The organism is Amycolatopsis sp. NPDC049253 (assembly GCF_040678995.1).
In the GTDB taxonomy this organism is placed as follows: domain Bacteria; phylum Actinomycetota; class Actinomycetes; order Mycobacteriales; family Pseudonocardiaceae; genus Amycolatopsis.
On record NZ_JBFAQX010000008.1, the window covers coordinates 69,463 to 96,249 of the forward strand.

Sequence of the window (26,787 nt, forward strand, 5' to 3'; positions counted from 1 at the left end):
AGGTCGGGCCCGGGTTCACCCATTCGACGAGGTACCGTCAACACCATGTCCACTCCACCTACCGCCGCGCCCGGACGCCCGTTCGGCCGCGTGCTCACCGCGATGGCCACGCCCTTCGACCGCGACGGCGCGCTGGACCTGAAGCGGGCCCAGGAGCTCGCCGAGCACCTCGTGGAGCTGGGCAACGACGGGCTGGTCGTGAACGGCACCACCGGCGAGAGCCCGACCACGAGCGACGAGGAGAAGACGGCGCTGATCCGCGCCGTCGTCGAGGCCGTCGGCGACCGGGCCACCGTGGTGGCGGGCGCCGGCACCAACAACACCGCGCACAGCGTCGAGCAGGCCCGCGCCGCCGCCGAGGCGGGCGCCCACGGCCTGCTCGTGGTCACGCCGTACTACTCGCGACCCAGCCAGGCCGGCCTGTTCGCGCACTTCACCACGGTCGCCGACGCCACCGACCTGCCGGTGATGCTCTACGACATCCCGCCGCGCTCGATCGTGCCCATCGAGGTCGACACCCTGCTGCGGCTGGCCGAGCACCCGCGGATCGCCGCGGTGAAGGACGCCAAGGGCGACCTCATCGCCGGCTCCGAGGTGATCGCCAGCACCCACCTGGCCTACTACTCGGGTGACGACGGCCTGAACCTGCCGTGGATCGCCGTCGGCGGCGTCGGCGTGGTCAGCGTGATCGGCCACGTGGTGGCCGGGCGCATCCGCGCCATGATCGAGGCCTACGAGAGCGGCGACACGTCCACCGCGCGCACCAACCACCGCGCCATGCTGCCGGTGATGCGTGCGATGTCCCGCGTCGGCGGCGTCGCGTTCGCCAAGGCGTCGCTGCGGCTGCGCGGCTTCGACATCGGCGCCCCGCGGCTGCCCGTCGTGCCCGCCACGGACGAGCAAAGTGCCCTGATCGCCGCCGATCTCGCCCAGGGCGGCGTGCCGCTGGGCGACAGCGCGGCCCAGGACTGGCATGGTGCACGGGTGGCACAAGCGGATTCCCAGGCGGCCTACGTCGCCCCCACCTCACACACCAGCGTTGGGACCTTGCCCCGGTGAGCTCACTTCCCCCCGGACCCGGACCCACGAACCTCCCGCCCGCCCTTCCCGAAGGTGCCCTGCGCGTCGTCGCGCTGGGCGGCATCGGCGAGGTCGGACGCAACATGACCGTCTTCGAATACGACGGCAGGCTCCTGATCGTCGACTGCGGCGTGCTCTTCCCCGAGGACGACCAGCCCGGTGTCGACCTGATCCTGCCCGACTTCCGCGCGATCGAGGAACGACTCGACGACATCGACGGCCTCGTGCTCACCCACGGGCACGAGGACCACATCGGCGCCGTCCCGTTCCTGCTGCGGCTGCGGCCCGACGTGCCGATCTACGGCTCGCGCTTCACCAACGCGCTGCTCGCGGCCAAGGCCAAGGAGCACCGTCAGCGGCCGAACCTCATCGAGGTGCGCGAAGGCGAGCGGCGCAAGGTCGGCGCGTTCGACCTCGAGTTCTTCGCCGTGAACCACTCGATCCCCGACGCGCTCGCGGTCGCCATCCGCACGCCCGCCGGGGTCGTGCTGCACACCGGTGACATCAAGCTCGACCAGCTGCCGCTCGACGGGCGCCTCACCGACCTCGCGGGCTTCTCGCGCCTGGGCGACGAGGGCGTGGACCTGTTCTGCGTCGACTCGACCAACGCCGAGGTGCCCGGCTTCGTCATGCCCGAGCGCGACATCGGCCCGGTGCTCGACGACGTGATCCGCCGGGTCGACCAGCGCGTGATCGTCGCGTGCTTCGCGAGCCACGTGCACCGCGTGCAGCAGGTGCTCGACGCCGCCGTGCGGCACGGCCGCCGGGTCGCGTTCGTGGGCCGCTCGATGGTCCGCAACATGGGCATCGCCGCCGAGCTGAAGCTGCTCGAGGTCCCGGACGGCCTGCTCGTGGACCTCGACCAGGCGAGCACCCTGCCCGAGAGCAAGGTCCTGTTCGTCTCGACCGGTTCGCAGGGCGAGCCGCTCTCGGCGCTCTCGCGCATGGCGCGCGGCGAGCACCGGCAGATCTCGATCCGCGCGGGCGACACCGTCGTGCTCGCCAGCTCGATGATCCCGGGCAACGAGACCGCCGTGTTCGGCGTGGTCAACGGCCTGACCCGGCTCGGCGCCAACGTGGTGCACCAGGGCAACGCGAAGGTGCACGTGTCCGGTCACGCGTCGGCCGGCGAGCTGCTCTACCTGTACAACGCCGTCCGCCCGAGCAACGTGATGCCGGTGCACGGCGAGTGGAAGCACCTGCGCGCCAACGGCGAGCTGGCCATCCGCACGGGCGTGTCGCCGGAGAACGTGGTGATCGCCGAAGACGGCGTGGTCGTGGATCTCGTCGACGGCAAGGCTTCGCGGACCGGCCGCGTCGAGGTGGGCCACGTCTACGTGGACGGCCTCTCGGTGGGCGATGTCGGCGAGTCGACGCTGTCCGACCGGCTGGTGCTGGGCGAGGGCGGCTTCATCTCGATCAGCGTCGCGGTCGACTCCAGCACGGGCCGCGCGGTCAGCAGCCCGACGGTCTCGGGGCGCGGGTTCTCCGACGACCCGAAGGCGCTCGACACCGTGGTGCCGCTCGTGGAGATGGAGCTGGCGCGCACGGAGGCCGAGGGCATCACCGACACCCACCGCATCGCGCAGGCGGTGCGCCGGGTCGTCGGGCGCTGGGTCGCCGACACCTACCGGCGCCGGCCGATGATCGTCCCGACGGTCATCCCGGTCTGAGGTTTTCGAGTCGACAGCCGCCGCCGCTCTCCCTTTCGCCGGGGGAGCGGCGGCGGCTTTTTCAGCGCTGCCGGCCGGGATTTCAGCGGGTGATGGCGGCGATCAGCAGTGCGAAGGCGACGACGGCGCCTTGGCGGGCGAGTGCGTTTCGGGCCCGGCGCTGCTCGGATTTGTTCGGTGTGGTCACGGCTGCCCCCGTTTCTCGTGGTCGATCCCATGGTCGCTCGTGCGGCAGCCCGGCACATCCCGCGGGAGGCGGGTCCTGGCTCCCCCTCAGGGACGAGTCCCGCTTTACGCCGTTCGTCCTAGGGCGGCGGGCCGCGGCGGCGTTAACCTGCGATGAGCAGGAGGGACGCGCCGATGGGGCGTCATTCGAGCGTACGGGGAAGAAGCCGGCTGCTGGTGCCGCTGGCTGTCGCAGTGCTGCTCGTGCTCGGCGGCGCGGCGTGGGTCGCGGCCTCGCTGGAGGGCCGGTGCGCGCGGGGGCACGTCCTGGTCACGGCCTCGCCCGACATCGCCCCGGTGCTTTCCCAAGCGGCGCAGGGACTTTCGGCTTCGTGCCGGTCCTACGAGATCCGTCCGCGCGATACCGCGCAGGCCGTGGCGGAGTTCGGTGCGCCGGGTGGGGAGCGGGCGCAGGTGTGGGTGCCGGACTCGACGATCGCGCTGCAACAGGCGCGGCAGCTCGGCGCGACGGACGTGCCGGAGTCGGGGTCGTCGGTCGCGAGCTCCCCGGTGGTGCTGGCCGTCACGGAGGACGCCGCGCGCGGCCTCGGCTGGCCGGGGCGCGCGCCGACCTGGGCCGACGTCGTCGACGCGCCGGGCGCCGAGCTCACCCTCCCGGACCCGGCCCGCGACCCCGTGGGCACCTCGGCGCTGGTCGGGCTGCGTGACGCGGTGGGTTCGGCGCCGGACCCGGCGGGGGCGTTCGCGGCGGTGCTGCGGCGGTTCGCCGCCGGCGGCGGGGCAGCGGCGGCGTATCCCGCTTCGGAAAGCTCCGTGGTGCAGCACAACGCCGCGTCCGGGGCTGCGCCGCTCGTGGCGGTGTACTCGGCCGGCGCGCCCGCGCTGGACTACCCGTTCGCGCGGCTGACCGGCGCCGGTGATGAGCAGCGCGCCGCGATCGACGCGTTGCAGCAGGCGGTGCTGGGCAGCGCGGCGACGGCGGCCCTCGGGCGCGCCGGGCTGCGCGTGCCCGGACAGGCGCTGGCCGGGCACGAGGACGACCCGCACGTGGTGGCGGCCGCGCAGCGCAGTGCGCCCGTGCCGTCGAGCGCCGATCTCAAGGTGCTGCTCACCCAGTGGGCGGGCGTGAACCTCGACGCGCGCGTGGAGGTGCTGCTGGACGTCTCGGGCTCGATGGAGGCGCGGGTGCGGGGCACGAACCTGAACCGGATGCAGGTGACCGTGGCCGCCGCTGAGCAGGCGCTGCACCTCTTCCGGCCCTCGACGCAGCTGCGGATCTGGGAGTTCGCGACGGGGCTCGACGGCACCAAGGACTACCGCGAGGTGCTGCCCCTCGCGCCCGTCGCCCAGCACCTCACCCCGGGCGACCTCGCCCGGCTCACCGCGGTGCGCGCGATCCCGAAGGCCGGTACCGGTCTCTACGACAGCGTGCTCGACCTCTACGGGGTCGCCCGCCGCGACTGGCAGCCCGGCGTGCTCAACGTCGTGATCGTGATGACCGACGGCCGCAACGAGGACATGTCCGGCATCACCCGCGAGGCGTTCCTGGCCGGCCTCGAACGCCTCGCCGACCCGGCGCACCCGCTGCCGGTCATCGCGATCGGCATCGGCCAGGACGTCGAGGAGGCCGACCTGTCCGCCATCACCGCGATCACCGGCGGCGGCGCGTACGTGACGCGCGACCCGACGAAGATCGGCGAGGTGTTCTACGGGGCGCTGGCCCAGCTCGTGGCGCGCTAGGCCCGCTCTCGCGGGGGACGGAGGCCGTCGACGACGACCGTGACGACCCTGCCGGCCCGCGGCTCCCACTCCGTCTCGGGGATCCGCGACAACGCGCCCAGGAGCAGGATGACGTCGGCGGCATCGACCTCTTCCCGCACCTGACCGGCGGCTTTCCCGCGATCGAGCAGGGTGCCGAGCGCTTCGTCGAGCCGGTGGTGGTGATCGGAGTACAGGTCGTGCCAGGCCGAGGCCTCGATCGCCGCCATGACCCCGCGTTTGACGCGCGCGTAGTCGACCAGCCGGTGCAGCCAGTGCGTCAGGGCCGTCAGCGGCGCGTGCTCGGCCAGCAGCGGCGGCACGGCGTCGACGAGCTGGGTCAGCTCGTGGCGGTACACCTCCGCCAGCAGGTGCTCGCGGGTCGGGAAGTGCCGGTAGAGCGTGCCCTGGCCCACGCCCGCGGCCTTCGCGACGCCGTGGAGCTTGAGGTCGTCGATCGCCCCGTTGGACCGGCTCAGCTCGGCCCGCGCCGCCTCGACGATGCGGTCCCGGTTGGCCACCGCGTCGGACCGCAGCTCACGGCTCGCCACCGGCGTCACCTCGCTTCCGTTCGACTAAGTGGACAAGTGTCCGGTACGGTGGGAGGCGTAAGCGGACAGTTGTCAGTTTAGAGCGGAGAGGCCGAGATGAGCACGTTGGAGGGCAAGGTCGTCGCCATCACCGGCGCGAGCAGCGGGATCGGGGAGGCGACGGCGCTGGAGCTGGCGGCGCGCGGTGCGGCCGTGGTGCTGGGCGCGCGGCGCACCGACCGGCTGGACTCGCTCGTGGCGCGGATCCAGGCCGCGGGCGGGCGCGCGGAGATGCTGGACGTCGACGTGACCCAGCGGGCCGATCTCGAGCGGCTGGTGGCGCGGGCGTTGGACCGGTTCGGCCGGCTCGACGTGCTGGTGGCCAACGCCGGCATCGCGCGGATCGCCCCGATGGGCGACCTCGACGTGGACAGCTGGGACGCGATGATCGACGTCAACCTGCGCGGGGTCCTGCACGGCATCGCCGCGGCGCTGCCGGTGTTCCGCGCGCAGGGCAGCGGGCACCTCGTGACCACGGTCTCGACGTCGGGGCTCAAGATCGTGCCGGCGCAGGCGGTGTACGCGGGGACCAAGAACGCGGTGCGCACGCTGCTCGAGGCCCTGCGCCAGGAGTCCACCGACGGTGTGCTGCGCACGACCTCCATCTCGCCCGGCTACGTCCGCACGGAACTCGTCGACTACGTCGAGGATCCCGGGCAGCGGGCCCAGGCGCAGGAAGCCATGGCGGCGCTGGGCATCGCGCCCGAGGCCGTGGCGCGGGCCATCGCGTTCGCGATCGAGCAGCCGGACGACGTCGAGATCGGCGACCTGACCATCCGGCCCGCCCGGCAGGGTTAGGTCACGCCTTTCGAAAACCGTTGCACCACATACGCTCCGCCGAGCAGGATGGCCGCGCCGAGCGCCTGGGGCCACGCCAGCGCCTCGCCGAGCAGGGCCCACGCGAAGGCCGTCGCCGTCACGGGTTCGAGGAGGCCGAGCACACTGGCGACCGACGCGGGCAGGTGGCGCAGGGCCGTGATGCCGAGCAGGTAGGACAGCACGGTCGAGAGCAGCACCAGCAACGTCAGCAGCAGCCAGATCGGCGGCGTCCACGGGCCGAACTCCACGGCGTGGTCCAGCAGCGACCACGGGATCGTCCACGGTGGACCGACCACGGACACGACCACGGCGCCGATGACCATGCCCCACGTGACCAGGCCGAGGGGGTCGCGGCCGGCGACCGCGCGTTCGCCGACGAGGAAGTAGCCGGCGGAGCAGACCGCGGCGCCGAGGCCGGCGAGCACGCCGATCGCGTCGAGCGTGAGGCCCTGCCAGACCTGGCCGACGAGCGCGAGCCCGGCGATCGCGAGCGCGATGCCCGCCCACATGGCGCGCGGCAGGTGCGTGCGGCGGACCACCCGCACCCAGAGCGCGATCAGCACGGGGGAGAGGAACTCGAGCAGGATCGCGATGCCCACGGGCACGCGGTCGGCGGCGATGAAGTACGCGAGCTGCGTACCGGCGACGCCGAGCAGGCCGTACGCGAGCAGCATCGGCCACTCGCCCCGGCGGACCTTGAGCGTGTGCGGCGCGAGGACGGCCGTGCCGGCGAGCAGCAGCAGGCCCGCGAAGCCGATGCGGAACGTCGCGACCTGCTCCGGCGTCATCCCGGCGGCCATCGCGGGTTTGCCGAGCGTGCCGGACGTGCTGAAGAACAGCGCGGCGAGCAGCACGAACGCCACCCCGCGGCCGCGGTGCGCGACGCGGGGTGGCGTGACGACGGGCAGGTCGGTGGTCACGATCGTCGACAGTACGACGTTCGCGTCACCACCGAAACCGATTTAGCGGTTATCGTCCGCTTTCAGCCCGGTGGCGACGTGGGTGGTGATCGTCGCGAGGCGCTTGCCCTGCCGGGTCAGCGCGCCGAGCGCGAGGTCGTCCGGCGCCGCGGACTTGCGCGAGACGAACGAGCCGCCGTACGGGTTGCCGGATTCCTTCAGGTGCGGGTCGCCGTAGCCGAGCGGCAGCACGATGGCGCCCCAGTGGTAGAAGATGTTGTTCGTGGCGAGCACGGTCGCCTCCAGGCCGCCGTGCGCGGTCGACGCCGTGGTGAACGACGTCGCGACCTTGTCGGCCAGCTTTCCCTGCGCCCACAGGCCACCCGTGCTGTCCAAAAACGACTTCAGCTGGGCCGCGGGACCGCCGAAGCGCGTGGGGCTGCCCACGGCGATGCCGTCGGCCCACTCGAGGTCGGCGAGGGTGGCGTACTCGTGGTGCGGACCGGAGTCCACCCACGCCTGCCAGCGCGGGTTGCTCGCGACGGCCTCGGGCGGCGCGGTCTCGCGCACGGTCCGGACCCGGACTTCGGCACCGGTCTCCCGGGCGCCCTCGGCCAGCGCGGAGGCGAGGGCGGCGGTGTTGCCGGTGGCGCTGTAGTAGACGACGAGGATGCGTGTGCTCACGCCCCGCGACTCTAGGCGAAAGCGCGGGTTCAGGACTGGGGTGTCCGAGGGGTGGGCGGTCCCGGCTTCCAGGGGCTCACGGTGTCCGTCGGCCGCGTCGGGTCGTTGAACCGCGGCCGCACGGGCTCGTCGCGACGCAGCGGCACCAGCCCGTCGGTGATCGCCTGCATGATCTTCGCGTGCGCGCGCACTCCGGCGCCCGGCCGCTCCGGCTCGACGTCCGCCAGGTCCACCGGCGCCCCGAAGTGCACCTTGAACCGCGGCCGCCGCAGCGGCGCGCTCAGGCCCGACCGGGCCAGCGGTAGCAGGTCGGCGGGCCCGTTCACGGTCTCGGTGCCCCAGTACACGGCCTCGTGCGCGCCCCACTGGCTGATCGGGATCACCGGCACCCCCGCGGCCAGCGCCAGGCGCGCCGCCCCCGTCTTGCCGCGCTCCGGCCACAGGCCCGGGTCGTGGCTGATCCGGCCCTCCGGGTAGACGATGATCGGCTCCCGCGTGGTCCTGAGCTGCTCCACGGCCTCGGCGAACTGCCCGATGGCCGTCGCCGCGTGCTTGCGGTCCACCCGCAGGTGCCCGCTCACGCGCAACGCCGGCCCGATCACCGGCGCGTCCAGGATGCCCCCGGCCAGCATGAACCGCGGGTTGATGCCGATTCGCTTGCACGCCGCCATCAGCACGAACGCGTCGAACACGCCGATGTGGTTCGCCGCCATCAGCAACGGCCGCCCCCGCAGCTCCCGCGGCACCGCCCCCGACACCGTCAGCCGTCCCACGAGATTGACCAGCCCGCGGTCGATGTTGAGCATCGTCCGCCAGATCGCCGGAGCACGACGTGGGGCCGGGAAGTCGTCCTGTTGCAGCGCGAACATGCGCAGAGCATGTCATGTGGTGGATCTCGGCCCGAGAGGGTGGCTGACCACGTGACATCGGCTCCGTGACGAACCGACGCGCCCTCACGCTGCGGCGGGCGAATCGATCTGCCGAGCCGGGATCCACCAGGCCGGGCGGGAAATCCGGGATGATTGTTTCCCCTGCGCTGAGAGTGGCGCATGTGACTATCGGTCCCGGGCCGTTACCGTGGAGGCATGTCTGGGTCGGCGACGAGGAAGCGGAGCACGGCGGGAAGCGGCGGGAAGGCACCGGCGCGTGGTTCGCGCACGCCCGCGAAGCCGCGGTCGTCCGGGGGTTCCGGGACGCGTTCGTCGGGGTCGGGCGGGGCGCGTTCCTCGGGGACGCGGCCGAGGAGTTCCGCGCGCAAGCCGGCCCCGAAGCGGGGCAAGGCGAAGTCCGGCGCCTTCGGGCGCGGGGTGCGCGGCACGTGGAACCTGGTGGCCAAGGGGGTCGGTTCGCTGGCCCGCACGGTCGGGCGCACGCGGGAGCTGGAGCCGGAACACCGTCGTGACGGGCTGGCGCTGGGGCTGATCGCGCTCGCGATCGTGGCGGCCGTCGGCGTGTGGTGGCGGGCCGCCGGGCCGATCGGGGCGGCCGTGGAGGTCGCGACGCGCACGGTGCTGGGCGCCGGCGCGGTCACGTTGCCGCTGGTGCTGGTGGTGGTCGCGGTCGCGCTGATGCGGTCGGAGCCGAACCCCGAGACGCGGCCGCGGATGGTGATCGGCACGGTGCTGGTCGTGCTGTCCGTGCTGGGGATGCTGCACATCTTCACGGCCCTGCCCGAAACGAACGAGGGCCGGATGTACGCCGGCGGCATCATCGGGCTGTTCTCCGGTGGGCTGCTGACCAAGGGCGTCACCACGTGGGTCGCCGTGCCGTTGCTGATCCTGGCGCTGCTGTTCGGCGTGCTGGTGTTCACCGGCACGCCGGTGCGCGAGATCCCGCACCGCCTGCGCACGTGGGGTCTCGACGAAGACGAGCTGGCCGACCTCGAGGGCGACGACGCGGAACCGGAGACCGACGAGATCGTCGAGGCCGACCCGAAGGCCGTGCGGCTGCGCAAGCCGTCGCGCCGGCGCCAGAGCAGCGCCGACACCGAGGGCGAGCAGCTCGACCTCGACGCGATGCTCGCCGAGCCGCCGGTGCCGGTGCGCCCGCCCAAGCCGAAGCCCGCCGAAGACGTCCCGGAGAAGAAGCCGAAGAAGGCGCCGGAGCCGCCGCTGGCGATGACGCGGACCGTCGAGGGCGACTACCAGCTCCCGTCACCCGACCTGCTCAAGCTCGGCGACGCGCCGAAGTCCCGCAGCAAGGCCAACGACGCCATGATCGAGGCGATCACCGGCGTGCTGGACCAGTTCAGCATCGACGCGCAGGTCACCGGCTTCACCCGCGGCCCCACGGTCACGCGCTACGAGGTCGAGCTCGGCCCGGGCGTGAAGGTCGAGAAGATCACGGCGCTCACGAAGAACATCGCGTACGCCGTGGCCACGGACAACGTGCGCCTGCTCGCGCCGATCCCCGGCAAGTCGGCCGTGGGCATCGAGGTGCCGAACTCCGACCGCGAGATGGTGCGCCTGGGCGACGTGCTGCGCGCGCCGTCCACGGTCAAGGACAACCACCCGATGGTGATCGGGCTCGGCAAGGACATCGAGGGCCACTTCGTCACCGCGAACCTCACGAAGATGCCCCACCTGCTGGTGGCGGGCTCGACCGGTTCCGGTAAGTCGAGCTTCGTCAACTCGATGCTGGTGTCGCTGCTCGCCCGCGCGACGCCGGACGAGTGCCGCATGATCCTCATCGACCCGAAGATGGTCGAGCTCACGCCGTACGAGGGCATCCCGCACCTGATCACGCCCATCATCACCCAGCCGAAGAAGGCCGCCGCCGCGCTGGCCTGGCTGGTGGAAGAGATGGAACAGCGCTACCAGGACATGCAGGTCAACAAGGTCCGGCACATCGACGACTACAACCGCAAGGTGCGCTCCGGCGAGATCACCGCGCCCCCGGGCAGCGAGCGCGAGTACCGGCCGTACCCGTACATCATGGCGATCGTCGACGAGCTGGCCGACCTCATGATGACCGCGCCCCGCGACGTGGAAGACGCGATCGTGCGCATCACGCAGAAGGCGCGCGCCGCCGGCATCCACCTGGTGCTGGCCACGCAGCGGCCCTCGGTCGACGTCGTCACCGGCCTGATCAAGACCAACGTGCCCTCGCGGCTGGCGTTCGCCACGTCGTCGCTCACCGACTCGCGGGTCATCCTCGACCAGCCGGGCGCCGAGAAGCTCATCGGCATGGGCGACGCGCTCTACCTGCCGATGGGCGCGGGCAAGCCGGTGCGCATCCAGGGCGCGTTCGTGGGCGACGAGGAGATCGCCGCCGTCGTCGCGTTCGCCAAGGACCAGGCGCAGCCCGACTACACCGACGGCGTCACGGCCGCCAAGGCGGGCGAGAAGAAGGAGATCGACCCCGACATCGGCGACGACCTCGACGTGCTGCTCCAGGCCGCCGAGCTCATCGTCACGTCGCAGTTCGGCTCCACGTCCATGCTCCAGCGCAAGCTGCGCGTCGGCTTCGCCAAGGCCGGGCGCCTCATGGACCTGCTCGAAAGCCGCGGCGTCGTGGGGCCGTCGGAGGGCTCGAAGGCCCGCGACGTGCTCATCAAGCCCGAAGAGCTGGAGGGCGTCCTGTTCATGATCCGCGGCGGCGACGCCCCGGCGGGCGGTTCGGACGACGAGGACTTCTGACGCGCCCGTGCAACCGGGACCGGTGATCCTTCCGTCCTGATCACATGGACGCGCACAAGCTCGCTCTGGCCATCGGGACCGTTGCCGTGCTCGCGGTGGGCGCGGGGAGTTCGGTGGCGCTCGCGCACACGCTCGACGGCGCGGGCGGGGCGCCGCGGCCGGCCGCGGCGGTGGGGACCGTGCCGGCGGAGCCCGGCCGGGACGTGACGCTCAGGGCCGGTCAGGAGGCGCAGCTGAGCACCAGGGACCTGACCGTGCGGTACACGCGCCTGGTCGAGGACTCGCGGTGCCCGGCGAACGTCACGTGCGTGTGGCCCGGCGACGCGGTCGTGGCCGTGTCGTTGAGCCAGCCGGGGCGCGGGGAGCAGACCGCGGCGCAGCTGCACACCGGACGGCGCGGCCCGCACGACCTGACCTACGCGGCGGCTCACGTCGAGCTCGTCGACGTGAGCCGCGCGGGCGAGCGGATCACGCTGCGGGTGAGCTGATCAGCCGAGCGACTTGCCCCAGTGGTCGAGGTAGGCGACCTCCGACAGGGGACGGCGCGGGGTGGGCTTGAAGTCCGTCGTGGTCGTGTAGGCGACGGGCAGCAGGCAGGCCTGCGTGTAGCCCTCGGGAACGCCCAGGATCTCGGCCGCCTCGGCCTCGGTCTGCAGGTGGTACGTGGTGAGCGTCGAGCCCAGGCCGCGTGAGCGCAGGGCCAGCTGGAAGCTCCACACCGCGGGGAAGATGCCGCCGTAGAGCACCGCGTCGGCCACGTTCGCGCCGGTCGTGCGGCCCTCGACACACGGCACCACGAACACCGGCACCTGCTCGATCACGTCGATCAGGTACCGGCCGGAGGCCACCGAGCGGGCCATGGCCGGGTCGGCCGCGGCGACGTCCGCGTACTGCTCCAGGTACGCCAGGCCGACGCGGCGGAACAGCTCGCCCAGCCGGTTCTTCACGTCCTGGTCGCGCACGACGAGCCAGCGCCACGACTGCTGGTTGCCGGGCGTGGGCGCGTGCAGCGCGAGCTCAAGGCATTCGGCGAGCACCTCGCTCTCCACCGGACGCCGCAGGTCCAGCTTGCGCCGCACCGACGGCGTGGTCGTCAGGACGTGGTCGAACTCCATCAGGGCTCCTGTCGCGAGGCGAAGATCGGCTCGGCCGCCGCGGCGGCCGCACTCGATCTTGGCCGCCGGGCGCCCGGCGCGCGCCCGCGATCGCGGGAGCGTGAGCGAAGGGTCCGAGGTTTTCGGCTTTCCGGACGGAAGATCGGGTGACAACCCCTGTGCCCTGGTGCGGGGAGGGTGCACCAGGTCGGGGCCGGGTGCCGGTCGCCGCCGAGGACCGGGCAACCGCCCGGGTCCTCCAGCGACCTCGCCGGCCGACTTCGCGAGCCGGCGCGGCAGGCGGCCGGGACGAGCGCAGCGGCTTCTCGGCTTCGGCGAGCGCGACGTGGATGGCTGGCGCCTTGTCGAGCGAGGCGGTCCCGTGACCGGTGGTGCGAGCCACCGCCCCGGTCTAGAACTCCAGCAGCATGCGCGAGTTGCCCAGGGTGTTCGGCTTGACGTAGGGCAGGTCGAGGAACTCCGCGACACCCGGGTCGAGCGAGTGGCGCATCTCCTCGTAGACCTCGTGCGACACGGGCGTGCCGTCGATCTCGACGAAGCCGTGACGCAGGAAGAAGCCGGTCTCGAACGTCAGCACGAACAGGCGCTTGAGGCCCAGGTCGCGCGCCTCGTCCACGAGCCGGCCCACCAGAGCGTGGCCGATGCCGCGGCCGCGGGCGGCCTTGTCGACCACGACCGTGCGCAGCTCGGCGATGTCCTCCCACAGCACGTGCAGCGCGGCGGCGCCGAGCACGTCCTCCTCGCCGGTGCCGTCCTCGTCCACCGCCACCCAGAACTCCTGGATCGCCTCGTACAGCGTGACCAGGTCTTTTTCGAGCAGCACGCGGCCGGCGTCGGCGTCGACCAGGGCTTTGATCTTGCGGACGTCGGCTATGCGCGCGCGGCGGACGGTGGGTCGGACGGAGTCGAGGGGCACACGGTCCAAGATATCGATCGCGGCGCCCGGCGCCCCCGACGGCTCGATCGAGGTACCCCGGATGCGCGACCGGAAGGGCCTTCACGTATAGCTATTGCACGACCCCGACCGATCAGTAGCCGCTCAGAACATCAGGCCGCCGCGCGTGGCCTCATGGGGAGGAAGTGCATGTCCGGGACCACCGTGGTCGCCCCCGAACGACCCGGTCAGCCTCCGGCGCCCTCCGCGGCGCAGAGCCGCTTCCGGCCCGAACTGCAGGGTGTGCGAGCTCTCGCGTCACTGCTGGTCGTGGTCTACCACGTGTGGCTCGACCGGATCTCCGGCGGCGTCGACGTGTTCTTCCTCGTCTCGGGCTTCCTGATCACCGGTCAGCTCTACCGCGCGCTGCTGCGCGGCAAGATCGAGCTGCGGCCGATGTGGGGCCGGATGATCAAGCGGCTCTTCCCGGCCGCGATGACCGTGCTGCTCACGGTGGTGGTCGTCTCCACGCTGCTGCTGCCCGCGGACCGCTGGTTCCAGACCATCCGCGAGGTCTTCGCCTCCGCGCTGTTCTACGAGAACTGGCAGCTGGCCGCCGACTCCGTCGACTACTTCGCCCAGCACAACAGCGCGAGCCTGGTCCAGCACTTCTGGTCGCTGTCGATCCAGGGCCAGTTCTACCTGCTGTGGCCGCTGATCTTCGTCGCGCTCGGCTTCCTCGTGCGCCGCCTGGGGCTGTCGCTGCGCCACACGGTGAACACGCTGCTGATCACGCTGTTCGTGGCCTCGCTGGCGTACTCGGTGTACCTCACCGCGGTCGACCAGCCGCTGGCCTACTTCCACGGCCTCACCCGCGTGTGGGAGTTCGCGCTCGGCGGGCTGATGGTGATGTTCCTCGACGCGTTCACGCTGCCGCGGGGCCTGCGCGTGGTGCTCGGCTGGATCGGCGTGGCCGGGCTGGTGCTGTGCGGCATCGTGCTGCGCGTCGACTCGGTGTTCCCCGGCTGGATCGCGCTGTGGCCGACGCTTTCGGCCGGGCTCGTGCTCGTGGCCGGCCAGACCAACACCGTCTTCGGCGCCGACCGCTGGCTCAGCTCGAAGCCGCTGGGCTACCTGGGCAACCTGAGCTTCTCGCTGTACCTGTGGCACTGGCCCGTGCTGGTGTTCTACCTGGTCGTGCGCGACCGTGTGGCCGTCGGGCTGCTCGGCGGCGCGGTGGTGATCGGCGCGTCGTTCGTGCTCTCGATCCTCACCTACCACTTCATCGAGAACCCGATCCGGCTGTCGAAGATCGGCACCGTGAAGCGCTGGGGCGCCTACCGGTTCGGCATCCTGGCGCTGGCGCCGGTGCTGATCGCGGCCGGCGTGTGGGGCACCTACACCTCGGCGCAGGCCAACTACACGATCTCGCTCGCGGACGCCGACCACCCCGGAGCCGCCGCGCACGCGCCCGGGTTCGTCTACCGCGGTTCGGCGGAGCCCTCGATCGTGCCGCCCACGCTGAAGCTGCCCGAAGACTGGGCCGGCATCACGGACGACAAGTGCACGATGTCGCCGCGCAACGAGGAACTGAAGGTCTGCACGCAGAACCCCGACGGCCCGCCGAAGAAGCGCGTGGTCCTCGTCGGCGACTCGCACATGCAGCAGTACCTCGCCGCGTTCCTGCCGATGGTGCAGACCGAGGGCTGGGCCGTGACGTCGATGCTGAAGGGCGCCTGCCCGTTCTCCAGCAACGCCGACCTGATGCCCGGCGACCAGGCCTGCATGGACTGGAACAAGGCCGCGGCCGACGAGATCGTCGCGATGCATCCCGACGCCGTGGTCACCCTGGCGAGCGTGAACACCCACGCGGGCATCACCGAGACGACCCCGACGGGCTTCGTCAACCAGTGGTCGGTGATGGACAAGGCCGGCATTCCCGTGGTCGCCCTGCGCGACAACCCGCGGTTCGCGTTCAACATGGCCGCTTGCGTCGCGCAGCAGGGTCCGGCCGACCCGGCGTGCGTGCTCGACCGCGACGACGTGCAGCCGGCCACGCCGTCGTACACGACCACGCGCGGCGTGCCGGACAACGTGTCGTTCCTGGACTTCACGGATTACTTCTGCGACAAGGACACCTGTCCGCCCGTGGTCGGCAACGTGCTGGTGTACATGGACGACAACCACCTCACCGCCACGTTCCTGACCACGCTGGCGCCCATCGCCGACAAGCAGATGAAGTCCGTCCTGAAGTGGTGATCGCCCCGGTTCCCTGATCCCCGTATGCTGCGGCACCGGAAGATCGACAGGGGGAAGCGGGGGAGATGACACGCGCGGGGTGGGACGCGTTCCAGGCCGCCCAGGCCGAGGCGGTGGCGGGCCGGACGACGATGCTGGCCGGACCGGACGGCACTTCGTGGCTGCTGGTGCCGGGACAGCCGTGGCAGTGGTCACGACCGGGTGGTGCGTGGCAGTTCGGGGTGGTGCCGCCGGATCCGGCCTATCGGGCCGGGACGCGGATGGTGCCGCCGAACGCCGGTGGGCAGCGGGGTCAAGGCCCGGGGCCCTCGGGTCGAGGCGGACCGCCGGCACCGTTCGGGGCGCCCTCCGGGCCCGGTGCTCCGGGCGGGCAAGGCGGACGGCCGATGCCCGCCGGGCCGCCTGCACCGCCGGTCCAGACCGGGCCTCCGCCGGTGCCGCCGGGCTTTCCGCCCGCGCCCCCGGTTCAGTCCGGGCCGGTGCCCGCGCAGCCGTGGCCGGGGCAACCCGCGCCGACGCCCGTCCAGTCCGCGCCGGTGCCCGCCCAGCCCGCGCCGCCGCAGAGCCGTCCGGCTGGTCCGGCCGCACAACCGACGCCCGCGCGTCCGGCGGAAACCCCCGTCCGGGTGGAGAACGTCGGCGGCGGGTCGTTCGTCGCCGGCGACGAGTCCGCGGTCGAGTTCGTGAGCCGGGTGGTGCAGGTCGTCTCGTGGGCCGACCGCACGCGGCACGGCCAGGGTGGCTCGGGTGAACCACCGCCACCGGAACCGGAACGGCCCGAGGGCAAGGAAGGCGGGCTTCTCGACGACCTGGCCCGCAACACCCGCTCGATGACCTTCGACCTGCTCGCCGCCGGCAACCGCGTCCGAGGCCGGAAAGAGCAGGAGCGGTACGAGAAGGCGTACGCCGAGTGGACCGTCGCGTACCAGGAATGGGAACGCCGCAACGGGGCCGGCACACGGCAGCCGAACCCGCTCGTGCTGCTCGTCGGCGAGCCGCACACCGGGCAGCGGCGGCTGTGGCGGGCAGTGCGCGACGGGCTCGGCGCGGCCGAGGTCGGGTTCGAAGACTTCGTCACGGTCGGCGCGGCCGAGGTGCTGGGCGACGACGACTCGGCCGGAGACGCGCTGCGCGGGTTCGTTTCGCAGCGCACCGACCCGGCGATGATCCTCGTCGAAGACGTCGACGTGCTCTTCGAGAAGGAACCCTCCGGCGTGCTGCGCGCACTCCGCGACTACGCGCACGACCAGGGCAGCTGCCGCCTGCTCGTGCTCGCGGGCACCGAGCGCGTGGTCGAGCGGCTGCGCGCCGAGGCACCGGACCTGGTTTCCGCCGTGCTGCAGTACCGCATGCCGCGGTTCACCCGGCCCGCACACGCGGCCGCGTTGCTCGACGTCGTCGCGGCCGAGCGTTCGTTCGTGCTGCCCCCGGACGTGCGCGACCGGCTGGCACAGCTGGCGAACCTCGCCGCGGGCGCACGGGGCGTCGAGGCACTGCTGGACGCGGCCGGACGCGAAGCCGTCGCGAGCGGCCCGTCGGCGGACGGCCGGATCCATCTGACCGCGCAGCACCTCGCGCCGCTCGTCGCCGCGGCCGAGCAGCGGAGCGGGCGCCCGATCGAGGAGCTGCTCGCCGAGCTGGACGGGATGATCGGCCTCGACTCGGTGAAGCAGCGCGTGCGCGCGCTGGTCGCCGAGGCCCAGATCGACGCCCGGCGCCGCGATGCGGGCCTGCCCGTCGCCACCCGCAGCCGGCACCTCGTGCTCACCGGCAACCCCGGCACGGCGAAGACGACCGTCGCGCGGCTGCTCGGCAAGATCTACCAGTCGCTCGGGATGCTGCCGAAGGGCCACGTCGTCGAGGTCGCTCGGCCGGACCTGGTGGGCGAGTACGTCGGCGAGACGTCGAAGAAGACCCGCGCGGTGTGCGAACGCGCGTCCGGCGGCGTGCTCTTCATCGACGAGGCCTACAGCCTCGCGCTGGACAAGGACGACGACTACGGTCGCGAGGCCGTCGCCGAGATCCTGCTCCAGATGGAGAACCACCGCGACGACCTCATCGTCTTCGCGGCCGGCTACCCCAAGGAGATGGACGGGTTCCTGGAGACGAACCCGGGCCTGCGCTCGCGGTTCGCCACGAAGATCGAGTTCCCCGACTACACCGCGGACGAGCTGGCCGGGATCTTCCGCGTGCTGGCGCAGGGCCAGGGCTACGAGCTCGCCGACGACCTGCTGGCCGAGCTGCCCGAGGCCATGCGCAGCATCCCGCGTGGCCGCGGCTTCGCCAACGGCCGCTCCGCGCGCGGCGTGCTGGAGACGACGATCGGCAAGCAGTCGGCCCGGCTCGCGGCCCAGCCGGACATCCCCGCGTCCGCACTGTCCACTTTGGTCGCCGCCGACCTGCCGGGCCTCGGCGAATCCGGCGTCGCCGTCACGGACGACGCCGGGCCGCGCCGCGGTCTGGACGATCTGCTCGCGGAACTCGACGGCATGATCGGCCTCGACGCCGTCAAGCAACGCGTGCGTGCGCTCGTCGCCGGGGCGCGGATGGACGCGCGGCGGCGCAAGGCCGGCCTGCCCGTCGGGGCGAGCAGCCGCCACCTCGTCTTCACGGGCAACCCGGGCACGGCGAAGACGACCGTCGCGCGGCTCATGGGGCGGCTGTACCGGGAGCTGGGGCTGCTGTCGTCCGGGCACCTGGTGGAGGTCGCGCGGCCGGACCTGGTCGGGGAGTACCTCGGCCAGACCGCACCCAAGACGCGCGAGGTGTGCGAACGCGCGCTCGGCGGCGTGCTGTTCATCGACGAGGCCTACAACCTCGTGCAGACCTACGGCGGCGGCCACGCCGACTACGGCCAGGAAGCCGTCGCCGAGCTGCTGGTGCAGATGGAGAACCACCGCGACGACCTGATCGTCATCGCCGCCGGCTACCCGGCCGACATGGACCGCTTCCTCGACGCCAACGCCGGCCTGCGCTCGCGCTTCGGCGGCACCGTCGAGTTCGCGGACTACACCGACGAGCAGCTCGCGGCGATCTTCACGGCGATGACCACCCAGCGCGGCTACCGGCTCGCGCCCGACCTCACGGCGGCGCTGCCTGCGGTCATGGCCGGGCTCGACCGCGGCAGCGGCTTCGCCAACGGCCGCTCGGCCCGCGGCTTGCTGGAGCAGGCGATCGCCGCGCAGGCGCTGCGCCTCGCCGGTCCGGACGTCGACCTCGAGTCCGTCGACGACGCCGAACTGACGCTCCTGACCCCGGCGGACCTGCCCCCGCACGGGTGACCTCCGGCGCGCGCCGCCGGTGGGGGAGCGGGAAAGCCCGCCCACCGGCGGCCCGGGCCACCGCACTGAGTGACGCCGTCGCCGACCGGCGAGGGTGCGGCGGCTACCCTGAACGTCGTGCCTTCTCCCACCACTGAGCCAGCCCGCAGCCGTCGTGTCTCCCTCGTGACCCTGGGCTGCGCCCGCAACGAGGTCGACTCCGAGGAGCTGGCCGGACGGCTCGCGGCCGGGGGCTGGGAGCTGGCGGCGGACCCCGAGGACTCCGACGTGGTCGTGGTGAACACGTGCGGCTTCGTGGAGTCGGCGAAGAAGGACTCGGTCGACACGCTGCTCGCCGCGTCCGACACCGGCCGCAAGGTCGTGGCCGTCGGGTGCATGGCCGAGCGCTACGGCACGGAGCTGGCCGAGAGCCTGCCCGAGGCCGACGCCGTGCTCGGGTTCGACCACTACGCCGAGCTGTCCGACCGGCTCGACGACGTCGTGGCCGGCCGCACGGTCGCGTCGCACACGCCGTCGGACCGGCGCAAGCTGCTGCCGATCAGCCCGGTGCAGCGGCCCGCGGCCGCGGAGGCCGTGGAGGTCCCCGGGCACGCCCAGCACGGCTGGGGCCCGCGCGTGCTGCGCACCCGGCTCGACGACTCGCCCGTGGCCGCGCTGAAGATCGCGTCGGGCTGCGACCGGCGCTGCTCGTTCTGCGCCATCCCGTCGTTCCGCGGCTCGTTCGTCTCGCGTCAGCCGGACGAAATCGTCGCCGAGGCGCAGTGGCTCGCCGAGAACGGCGTGAAGGAGCTGTTCCTCGTCAGCGAGAACTCCACCTCCTACGGCAAGGACTTCGGCCGGGACGGCACGCGCGCCCTCGAGCTGCTGCTGCCGCGCCTGGCCGAGATCGAGGGCATCGACCGCGTGCGCGTGTCCTACCTGCAGCCCGCGGAGACGCGGCCGCAGCTGGTGAAGGCCATCGCGACCACGCCGGGCGTCGCCGACTACTTCGACCTGTCCTTCCAGCACTCGAGCGAGCAGGTGCTGCGCCGGATGCGCCGGTTCGGGTCCACCGACTCGTTCCTCGCGCTGACCGAGCAGATCCGCGAGTTCGCGCCGGAGGCCGGGATCCGCACCAACGTGATCGTCGGCTTCCCCGGCGAGACCGAGGAGGACCTCGCGGAGCTCGAACGCTTCCTCGCCGGCGCGCGTCTCGACGCCGTCGGCGTGTTCGGCTACTCGGACGAGGACGGCACGGAGGCCGAGACCTTCGACGGCAAGCTCGACCCCGCAGTGGTCGCCGAGCGCGTCACCCGGATCTCGGCGCTCGTCGAAGAGCTCACCGCCCAGCGGGCCGAGGATCGCATCGGCACGTTCGTGGACGTGCTGGTGGAGCAGGCGGCCGAGGACGGCGACGACGCCGTCGGCCGCGCCGCCCACCAGGCGCCCGAGGTCGACGGCGAGTGCGTGATCCTCGAAGACCCGGACCGCGCCGCCGTCGAGGTGGGCGATCTGGTGCGCTGCGAGGTCGTCGACTCCGCCGGGGTCGACCTGATCGTCCGCCCGGTGCCGGACGCGGACCGGTGAGTGCCGCACCCAGCGACGCCGGCGAGGGAACGACCCGCGCCGCGGAGGCGTCGTCCCAGGGAGCGGCCCCCCAGACCCACGAGGTGCCTGCTGAAACGGGGGCCGCCCCCATGCCCGAGCCTGCCGTACCCGAACCGACGCCCGTCCCGACGCTGAACGTCGCGAACCTGCTCACGCTCTCGCGGCTGGTGCTGGTGCCGCTGTTCGTCCTCGCGCTCTTCGCCGGCGACGGCGTGGACACCACGTGGCGCGCGATCGCCACGGGCCTGTTCGTCATCGCCTCGGCCACCGACCAGGTCGACGGGTGGGTCGCCCGCAAGTACGGCCTGATCACCGACTTCGGCAAGATCGCCGACCCCATCGCGGACAAGGCGCTCATCGGCGCCGCGCTCGTGGGCCTCAGCGTGCTCGGCGAGCTGCCGTGGTGGGTCACGATCGTGATCGCGGTCAGGGAGATAGGCGTCACACTTCTGCGCTTCTGGGTGATTCGTCACGGTGTGATCCCGGCGAGCCGCGGGGGCAAGGCCAAGACGATGACGCAGATCCTCGCCATCGTCGTCTACCTGCTGCCGCTGCCGGCCGGGGCCGACCCGGTGCGCTGGGTGCTGATGGGGCTCGCGGTCCTGCTGACTGTGGTCACCGGCGTCGACTACCTGATCCGCGCGATCCGCCTGCGCGCGGCGGGCCGCCGGGCGACGGGCGCTTGATGGCGGAGCTCGACGAGGCGGCCGCGCACCTGGTGGCCGTCCTGGCCCGGCGCGGCGAGACCGTGGCCACGGCCGAGTCGCTGACCGCCGGGCTGGTGTGCGCCACCGTCGCCCGCATCCCGGGCGCGAGCGTGGTGCTGCGCGGCGGGCTCGTCGTCTACGCCACGGAGCTCAAGGCCGCGCTGGCGGGCGTCGACGAGAAGCTGCTCGCCGAGCACGGCGCCGTGCATCCCGAGGTGGCGGCGCAACTCGCGGACGGCGCGCGCGAACGCTGCGGCGCCACGTGGGGCCTCGGGCTGACCGGAGTCGCGGGCCCGACCGCCCAGGACGGGGTGCCGCCGGGGACCGTGCACATCGGGCTCAGCGGGCCCTCGACGCGGATCGTCCGTACCCTGGTGGAGACCGGTGACCGGGACATGATCAGGACCGCGTCGGTGCGTTCGGCGTTTTCCCTGCTCGGGGAACATCTACACTGAAAACGGCGTTCGCCCTTGGCGGACGTACGTGTCAAGTCCTGCACTCGGGGCACCGCTCTGGGTAACGTAGGAGGCACCAGTTTGGGAAGGGAGGCGCGTGATGACCGTGCTGTTGCGTGAGGCGATCGGTGATCGGCTCCGTCATGCCCGCACCAACCAGCGTCGAACGCTGCGTGACATCTCCCGCGCCGCCAGGGTGAGCCTCGGCTACCTGTCAGAGGTCGAGCGCGGTCAGAAGGAGGCCTCCAGCGAGCTGCTGGCTTCCATCTGCGACGCCTTGGACCTTCCGCTCGGCGAGTTGCTCCACAAGGTCGCGGCCGACGTGTCGGCCCTCGAGTCGGTGGAGGTGGCCCCGGTCGACGAGCGTGTGGTCGACGGTGCCCCGCGGGAGACCGTGCCGGCCGAGCGGGAAGCCACCGCGTCGGCGAGCGGGTTCGAAGGCGGCCGCCTGGTCTCCGAGCTGGTCGGCGACGACTTGTCCGACCTGCGGCTTTCGCCCGCTCCGCGGATGAACACCCAGCTGCGGACCACGATCGGCGCGCCGAAGCTCGCGTCGACGATCGCCGCTTAGAACGCGCAGAGAAACGCTTCGTACGCGTACGGCCCCGGGTAGTGACCCCGGGGCCGTACGCGTATCCACAGGATCGATCAGGGTCGTCCCTGAATTCCCCCGGGGTCGCCTGGAACGGCAGGGGCTGACCTGACACGATGGAACCCAACGCCGGGGTCGGGACGTTGTGAACTAGGGGAGCGACGCCCCACCTCGAGACAACTCAGGGCCCGTGGGACGCAAGAAGGCAGGCGGAGGAGATGGCCAACCCGTTCGTGAAGTTCTGGAAGTACCTCATGGCGTCGTTCTCGTCGAAAATCGACGAGCACGCCGACCCGAAGGTGCAGATCCAGCAGGCCATCGAGGAGGCACAGCGCAACCACCAGGCGCTGACGCAGCAGGCCGCCTCCGTGATCGGCAACCAGCGCCAGCTGGAGATGAAGCTCAACCGGCAGCTCGGCGAGGTCGAGAAGCTGCAGGCGTCGACCCGGCAGGCCCTGGTGCTCGCCGACGAGGCCCGCGGCAAGGGCGACGAGCAGAAGGCGACCGAGTTCGAGACCGCGGCGGAGAGCTTCGCCGCGCAGCTCGTCACGGCCGAGCAGAGCATCGAAGACCTCAAGACGCTGCACGACCAGTCGCTGCAGGCCGCGGCCCAGGCCAAGAAGGCCGTGGAGCGCAACGCCACGATGCTGCAGCAGAAGCTGGCCGAGCGCACCAAGCTGCTCTCGCAGCTGGAGCAGGCGAAGATGCAGGAGCAGGTCTCCGCGTCGCTGAACCAGATGAGCCAGCTGGCCGCGCCGGGCAACACGCCGTCGCTGGAAGAGGTCCGCGACAAGATCGAGAAGCGCTACACCACCGCGCTGGGCCAGGCCGAGCTGGCGCAGAACTCGGTGCAGGGCCGCATGCTCGAGGTGCAGGAGTCCGCCACGCAGATGGCGGGCCACTCGCGCCTGGAGCAGATCCGCGCGTCGATGCGCGGTGACTCGGTCGCGCAGGTCACCGACGGTGGCGGCGCCGCGAAGTCGGCCGGCACGGCGGGCAGCGCGGACATCCAGCGTGAGATCCAGGCCCGCGTGCAGGCCGAACAGGGCAAGAACCCGGCCTGACCGCCGGGCGCGAGGACGATTCCCGGGGGTGGGACATGGCCGGCAGCGGCGGACGGCGGGACTTCAACGAGTTCAACGCCAAGCTCGAGAAGCACATCGAGAAGCTGCCGGAGTACGCCCAGCGCGCCCAGGAGAAGCTTCAGCGGTACTTCCCGCCGGCCGATGAGGCCGGCGGGAAGCCCGCCGCGCGACCGGCCCCGCCGAAGCGCCCCGCGCCGCCGGTGGTGCGCCGGACGGCCGTGCCCACCGCGTTCGCGCAGGTGGCCGGCCAGGTCCCGGCCGTGGCCGAGGTACGCGCGAAGTGGCAGCGGTGGAACGAACCCGCGGCCAAACACCAGCGGCGCATCACCCGCACCTCCCGGGTGCTGACGTTGTGGCTGCTCGTCACGATCTTGCTCGGCGTCCTGACCGTGCTCGCCGGCACGGGCCTGATGGGTGCCGGCACCGACGTGGCCCAGACCGTGCTCGCGGGGTTCGGCACGGTCGTGTTCGGCACGTTCAGCGTGCGGACCGGGCTGAAGCTGCGGCAGCTGAAGAAACTCGAACTTCCGCAGGCGAGCAGTGCGGCCCCGCCGCCGCTGCCCCCTGCTGCCTCCGCCGCTCGCGAACCGATGGAACGTCTGGCGGAGTCCGAGGCCTCCCTCGGTGAGCTGCTGCGGCAGCTGTCCGTGCCCACCTCGCTGGGCACCGCCGCCGTCCCCGCCGTCCCCGAGGTCTCCGTGGCCGACGCGCGCGCCACGGCCCAGGAGGCGGCCCGCGCGCTGCGTGGTCTGGCCGCCCGCATCCAGGCCATCGAACGCGGCCGCAACTCCGCCCCCGAACGTGAGCGCGGCGCGCTCGACGCGGCTGTGGCGAAGCTGCGCGAACAGCTCGACGACGGCATCGAAGGCTTCGGCAGCCTGGTCGCCGCGGCGGGACGCGCGGTGGCGGCCAGCAGCGACGGCATGGGCACGTCCAAGCAGGCGCTGACCGACGCGACCGACCACCTCGCGGGGCTCGCGCTGGCGTTGCGGGACCTGTCCTAGCGGCTCGCCACGCCGTGCGGCGGGTTTTCCGTCGGGTGATTTCTCCCGCGTGTGCGGATTCCCGTGCGGTGACCGGGTGCTGTGTGCGGCATCGGAACGAACCGGATGGCGCAGTTTGGGTTTCCGGTCGGCCTAGTCCTCGCCGCTTCGTGCCGACGGTGGGTGAGTGCCCCCGAATACCGAAACAATGGCGTAATCCGAAACAGCTGGTTACGGAAACGCGTGCGGTTTAACGTTTTTCTCATGAAGTCAGTGGTGGCATCCGCCAGGATCGGCGCCGTGGCCTGAGGTTCCGTGGCGCCGGACGTACACAGTGGACTCATCCGTTCCGTCGAGGAAAGGACCCCCCGTGACCACGCTCCCGCCCGAACCGGAACCCGTGCCCGTCCCGCCGCCCAGCTCGCACCAGCGGGTGGTGGCCGCGTTCGAACGCCTCGCGCAAGTCGACCGCCCCGAACTGTGGATCAGCCTCCGCACGCTGGAGGAGGTCCTGGTCGACGCGAAGGCCGTCGACGAGCGTGTGCGCGCCGGGGAGGACCTCCCGCTGGCCGGGACCGTCCTCGCGGTCAAGGATGTCATCGACGTCGCCGGGCTGCCCACCACCGCGGGGTACCCGGGTTTTTCGCGGGTGCCCGTGACGAGCGCCACGGCGGTCACGCGGCTCACCGGCGCGGGTGCCGTGGTGCTGGGCAAGACGAACCTCGACCAGTTCGCCTCCGGGCTGGCCGGCACGCGCAGCCCGTACGGCGCGGTGGCTTCGGCCGGCGACCCCCAGAAGGTCGCGGGTGGGTCCAGCAGCGGTTCTGCCGTGGCCGTCGCGCTCGGGATCGCCGATCTCGCGCTCGGTACTGACACCGCCGGCTCCGGCCGCGTCCCCGCGGCGCTGAACGCCGTGGTGGGCCTCAAACCGACTCTCGGGCTCGTACCGAAGACCGGCGTTTTCCCGGCGTCCCGGTCGTTCGACTGCGTTTCGGTGTTCGCGAGCAGCCTCACGCTCGGCCAGCGCGCGCTCGCCGTCCTGACCGGGCCCGACGGCCAGGACGCGTCCGTGCGCGAGTGGCCCGCCGACGTCCGGCTCGGCGCGGGGGAGCGGCCGCGCGTCGCGATTCCCGACGATGCCGGGCTCGCCGCGTTGTCCGGACCGGCGAGGCGCGCGTTCGGCGTGGCCGTGGCGTCGCTGGAGGCGTCGGGCGCGGTGATCGAGCCGATCGATCTCGGGGTGTTCTTCGAAGCCGGGGAGCTGCTCTACGGCAGTGCGCTGGTGGCCGAGCGCTACGCGTCGGCCGGCGACGTCCTGGCCGGGAAACCGGAAGGCGCCGATCCGACGGTCGCCGGGATCGTTGCCGCGGCCGGGACGCACTTGGCGCACGAGCTCGCCGACGCCCACGGCCAGGTCGCCCGGCTGCGCGCGGCGGCCCGCGAAGCGCTGGGCGAGTGCGACGCGCTGCTGCTGCCCACCGTGCCCGACCACCCGGACCTCGGCGAGGCGCTGGCCGACCCGCTCGGCGTGAGCGCGCGGCTGGGGACGTACGGCGCGTTCGTGAACGTCCTCGACCTGGCCGCCGTGACCGTGCCGGTCGCGCCGGGGGACCAGCGGCCGTTCGGCGTCACGATCGCCGCGCGGGCGTTCGAGGACCAGATCGCGCTCGACCTCGCCGCGGTGCTCACCGGCGAGCAGGCGCGCGAGCCGTACCCGGCCGAAGGCGCCGACCTGGTCGTGTTCGGCGCCCACCTGCGGGGCCAGCCGTTGCACGACGAACTGCGGGGCGCGCGGTTCGTCGCGCCGGTCCGGACCGCCGAGGCGTACCGCATGGTGCTGCTCGACACCGACCCGCCCCAGCCCGGCGTGATCCCCGGCAACGGCACGCTCGACGGCGAGCTCTGGCGCCTCTCGCCCGCGGGGCTCGGCCGGTTCGCCGCGGCGCTGCCGGAGCCGTTCGTGCTCGGCCACGTGGAACTGGAAGACGGCAGCACGCCGCTCGCGGTGCTGTGCCCCCCGGCCGCCACCGGCGACGCACCGAACCTCGACCGCTACGAATCGTGGCGCGGCTACCTCCGCTTCGCCAGCACGGCCGGCCTGCGACCCCCCGGCTGACCCGGCTGACCCGGCTGCCCGCGCACCGGCTCGCTCGGGGCGAGGCCGATGCTGAGACCGCACGGGGCTGGTGCCGGTGTCGAGTGCGCAGGCCGCTCGGGCTGTCGGGCGCACTGGCTTCGGTCGGCACTGCGCGAAGCTGGCCACCGCACCGGATGGCCACCCGGGCGAAGACCCCGAGCGGCATGCCGCTCGGGCTGCTGAGCGCGCTGGCTGGGCCAGTGGCGGGGTCCGGGCCGGTCAGGCCGGCCGGCCCGCGATCCCCCGGCCGACGCGGCGCATCAGTGCCGGCTCGTGCGGGGCGAAGCTGGTGTTGGGGCTGCACGAGGCTGGGGCCGGTGCCGAGGAGGTGTCGAGAGTCCGAGCGGCATGCCGCTCGGGCTGCTGAGCGCGCTGGCTGGGCCAG

General features: G+C 72.5%; 22 protein-coding genes. 15 read left to right on the forward strand and 7 right to left on the reverse strand.

Annotated elements, in window-relative coordinates; translation table 11 throughout:
* Positions 1-45 precede the first annotated feature (45 nt).
* From dapA to AB0K15_RS20040, 3 genes are all read left to right on the forward strand, one after another.
* The gene (gene dapA / locus AB0K15_RS20030; protein WP_364052198.1) at positions 46-1,059 is read left to right on the forward strand and encodes a 4-hydroxy-tetrahydrodipicolinate synthase; all 1,014 of its coding nucleotides are present in this window, start codon (positions 46-48) and stop codon (positions 1,057-1,059) included.
* Positions 1,056-2,753, forward strand: coding sequence for a ribonuclease J (locus AB0K15_RS20035; RefSeq protein WP_364052201.1), 1,698 nt, complete (start codon positions 1,056-1,058; stop codon positions 2,751-2,753). Before dapA ends, AB0K15_RS20035 begins: the two co-directional genes overlap by 4 nt.
* Before the next feature lie 402 nt (positions 2,754-3,155).
* On the forward strand, positions 3,156-4,679 hold the full coding sequence (locus AB0K15_RS20040; protein ID WP_364052204.1) for a VWA domain-containing protein: 1,524 nt from the start codon (positions 3,156-3,158) through the stop codon (positions 4,677-4,679).
* On the opposite strand, the gene AB0K15_RS20045 is transcribed toward AB0K15_RS20040, so the two are convergent.
* Positions 4,676-5,248: a TetR/AcrR family transcriptional regulator gene (locus AB0K15_RS20045; protein ID WP_364052207.1), complete on the reverse strand. Its 573-nt coding sequence runs from the start codon at positions 5,246-5,248 to the stop codon at positions 4,676-4,678. The genes AB0K15_RS20040 and AB0K15_RS20045 overlap by 4 nt on opposite strands.
* A 96-nt stretch (positions 5,249-5,344) precedes the next feature.
* On the opposite strand from AB0K15_RS20045, the gene AB0K15_RS20050 reads away from it, so the two are divergent.
* Positions 5,345-6,085 (forward strand): SDR family oxidoreductase, encoded by a 741-nt coding sequence (locus tag AB0K15_RS20050; protein ID WP_364052210.1) that lies wholly within the window; start codon positions 5,345-5,347, stop codon positions 6,083-6,085.
* On the opposite strand, the gene AB0K15_RS20055 is transcribed toward AB0K15_RS20050, so the two are convergent.
* The 4 genes from AB0K15_RS20055 to AB0K15_RS20070 all read right to left on the reverse strand — a co-directional run bounded on the left by AB0K15_RS20055 (position 6,082) and on the right by AB0K15_RS20070 (position 9,025).
* Positions 6,082-7,026, reverse strand: coding sequence for an EamA family transporter (locus AB0K15_RS20055; protein ID WP_364052213.1), 945 nt, complete (start codon positions 7,024-7,026; stop codon positions 6,082-6,084). The genes AB0K15_RS20050 and AB0K15_RS20055 overlap by 4 nt on opposite strands.
* A 42-nt stretch (positions 7,027-7,068) precedes the next feature.
* On the reverse strand, positions 7,069-7,689 hold the full coding sequence (gene wrbA, locus AB0K15_RS20060; RefSeq protein ID WP_220242275.1) for an NAD(P)H:quinone oxidoreductase: 621 nt from the start codon (positions 7,687-7,689) through the stop codon (positions 7,069-7,071).
* A gap of 29 nt (positions 7,690-7,718) precedes the next feature.
* Positions 7,719-8,558 (reverse strand): lysophospholipid acyltransferase family protein, encoded by an 840-nt coding sequence (locus AB0K15_RS20065; protein WP_364052217.1) that lies wholly within the window; start codon positions 8,556-8,558, stop codon positions 7,719-7,721.
* 203 nt (positions 8,559-8,761) lie between these two features.
* Positions 8,762-9,025: a hypothetical protein gene (locus AB0K15_RS20070; RefSeq protein WP_364052947.1), complete on the reverse strand. Its 264-nt coding sequence runs from the start codon at positions 9,023-9,025 to the stop codon at positions 8,762-8,764.
* Between AB0K15_RS20070 and AB0K15_RS20075 the strand changes: the two genes are divergently transcribed.
* Both AB0K15_RS20075 and AB0K15_RS20080 read left to right on the forward strand, forming a co-directional pair.
* Positions 8,997-11,327 (forward strand): DNA translocase FtsK, encoded by a 2,331-nt coding sequence (locus AB0K15_RS20075; RefSeq protein WP_364052220.1) that lies wholly within the window; start codon positions 8,997-8,999, stop codon positions 11,325-11,327. The genes AB0K15_RS20070 and AB0K15_RS20075 overlap by 29 nt on opposite strands.
* Before the next feature lie 44 nt (positions 11,328-11,371).
* Complete coding sequence (locus AB0K15_RS20080) at positions 11,372-11,815, forward strand: hypothetical protein (RefSeq protein WP_364052223.1); 444 nt, start codon at positions 11,372-11,374, stop codon at positions 11,813-11,815.
* On the opposite strand, the gene AB0K15_RS20085 is transcribed toward AB0K15_RS20080, so the two are convergent.
* On the reverse strand, positions 11,816-12,442 hold the full coding sequence (locus AB0K15_RS20085; RefSeq protein WP_364052226.1) for a nitroreductase family protein: 627 nt from the start codon (positions 12,440-12,442) through the stop codon (positions 11,816-11,818). It lies immediately after the preceding gene.
* 391 nt (positions 12,443-12,833) lie between these two features.
* Positions 12,834-13,358 (reverse strand): amino-acid N-acetyltransferase, encoded by a 525-nt coding sequence (locus AB0K15_RS20090; protein ID WP_364052229.1) that lies wholly within the window; start codon positions 13,356-13,358, stop codon positions 12,834-12,836.
* A gap of 168 nt (positions 13,359-13,526) precedes the next feature.
* On the opposite strand from AB0K15_RS20090, the gene AB0K15_RS20095 reads away from it, so the two are divergent.
* The 9 genes from AB0K15_RS20095 (at position 13,527) to atzF (ending at position 26,381) form a co-directional block, all read left to right on the forward strand.
* The gene (locus tag AB0K15_RS20095; RefSeq protein ID WP_364052232.1) at positions 13,527-15,575 is read left to right on the forward strand and encodes an acyltransferase family protein; all 2,049 of its coding nucleotides are present in this window, start codon (positions 13,527-13,529) and stop codon (positions 15,573-15,575) included.
* A 479-nt stretch (positions 15,576-16,054) separates the two neighbouring features.
* Positions 16,055-18,856, forward strand: a complete 2,802-nt coding sequence (locus tag AB0K15_RS20100; protein WP_364052235.1) for an AAA family ATPase — start codon at positions 16,055-16,057, stop codon at positions 18,854-18,856.
* A gap of 117 nt (positions 18,857-18,973) precedes the next feature.
* Positions 18,974-20,422, forward strand: a complete 1,449-nt coding sequence (gene rimO / locus AB0K15_RS20105) for a 30S ribosomal protein S12 methylthiotransferase RimO (protein ID WP_364052238.1) — start codon at positions 18,974-18,976, stop codon at positions 20,420-20,422.
* 110 nt (positions 20,423-20,532) lie between these two features.
* Entirely contained in the window at positions 20,533-21,129 is a 597-nt protein-coding gene (gene pgsA, locus AB0K15_RS20110; RefSeq protein ID WP_364052241.1) for a CDP-diacylglycerol--glycerol-3-phosphate 3-phosphatidyltransferase, read from the forward strand.
* Positions 21,129-21,605, forward strand: coding sequence for a CinA family protein (locus AB0K15_RS20115; protein WP_364052244.1), 477 nt, complete (start codon positions 21,129-21,131; stop codon positions 21,603-21,605). Before pgsA ends, AB0K15_RS20115 begins: the two co-directional genes overlap by 1 nt.
* Positions 21,606-21,705: 100 nt before the next feature.
* Entirely contained in the window at positions 21,706-22,176 is a 471-nt protein-coding gene (locus tag AB0K15_RS20120) for a helix-turn-helix transcriptional regulator (RefSeq protein ID WP_364052247.1), read from the forward strand.
* A gap of 239 nt (positions 22,177-22,415) precedes the next feature.
* Positions 22,416-23,261, forward strand: a complete 846-nt coding sequence (gene pspA, locus AB0K15_RS20125; RefSeq protein ID WP_326837207.1) for a phage shock protein PspA — start codon at positions 22,416-22,418, stop codon at positions 23,259-23,261.
* Between the two features lie 35 nt (positions 23,262-23,296).
* The gene (locus tag AB0K15_RS20130) at positions 23,297-24,286 is read left to right on the forward strand and encodes a hypothetical protein (RefSeq protein ID WP_364052251.1); all 990 of its coding nucleotides are present in this window, start codon (positions 23,297-23,299) and stop codon (positions 24,284-24,286) included.
* Between the two features lie 349 nt (positions 24,287-24,635).
* Positions 24,636-26,381 carry an allophanate hydrolase gene (atzF, locus tag AB0K15_RS20135; RefSeq protein ID WP_364052254.1) on the forward strand — a complete coding sequence of 582 codons (1,746 nt, stop codon included), beginning with the start codon at positions 24,636-24,638 and terminating at the stop codon, positions 26,379-26,381.
* The last annotated feature ends 406 nt before the right edge of the window (positions 26,382-26,787 follow it).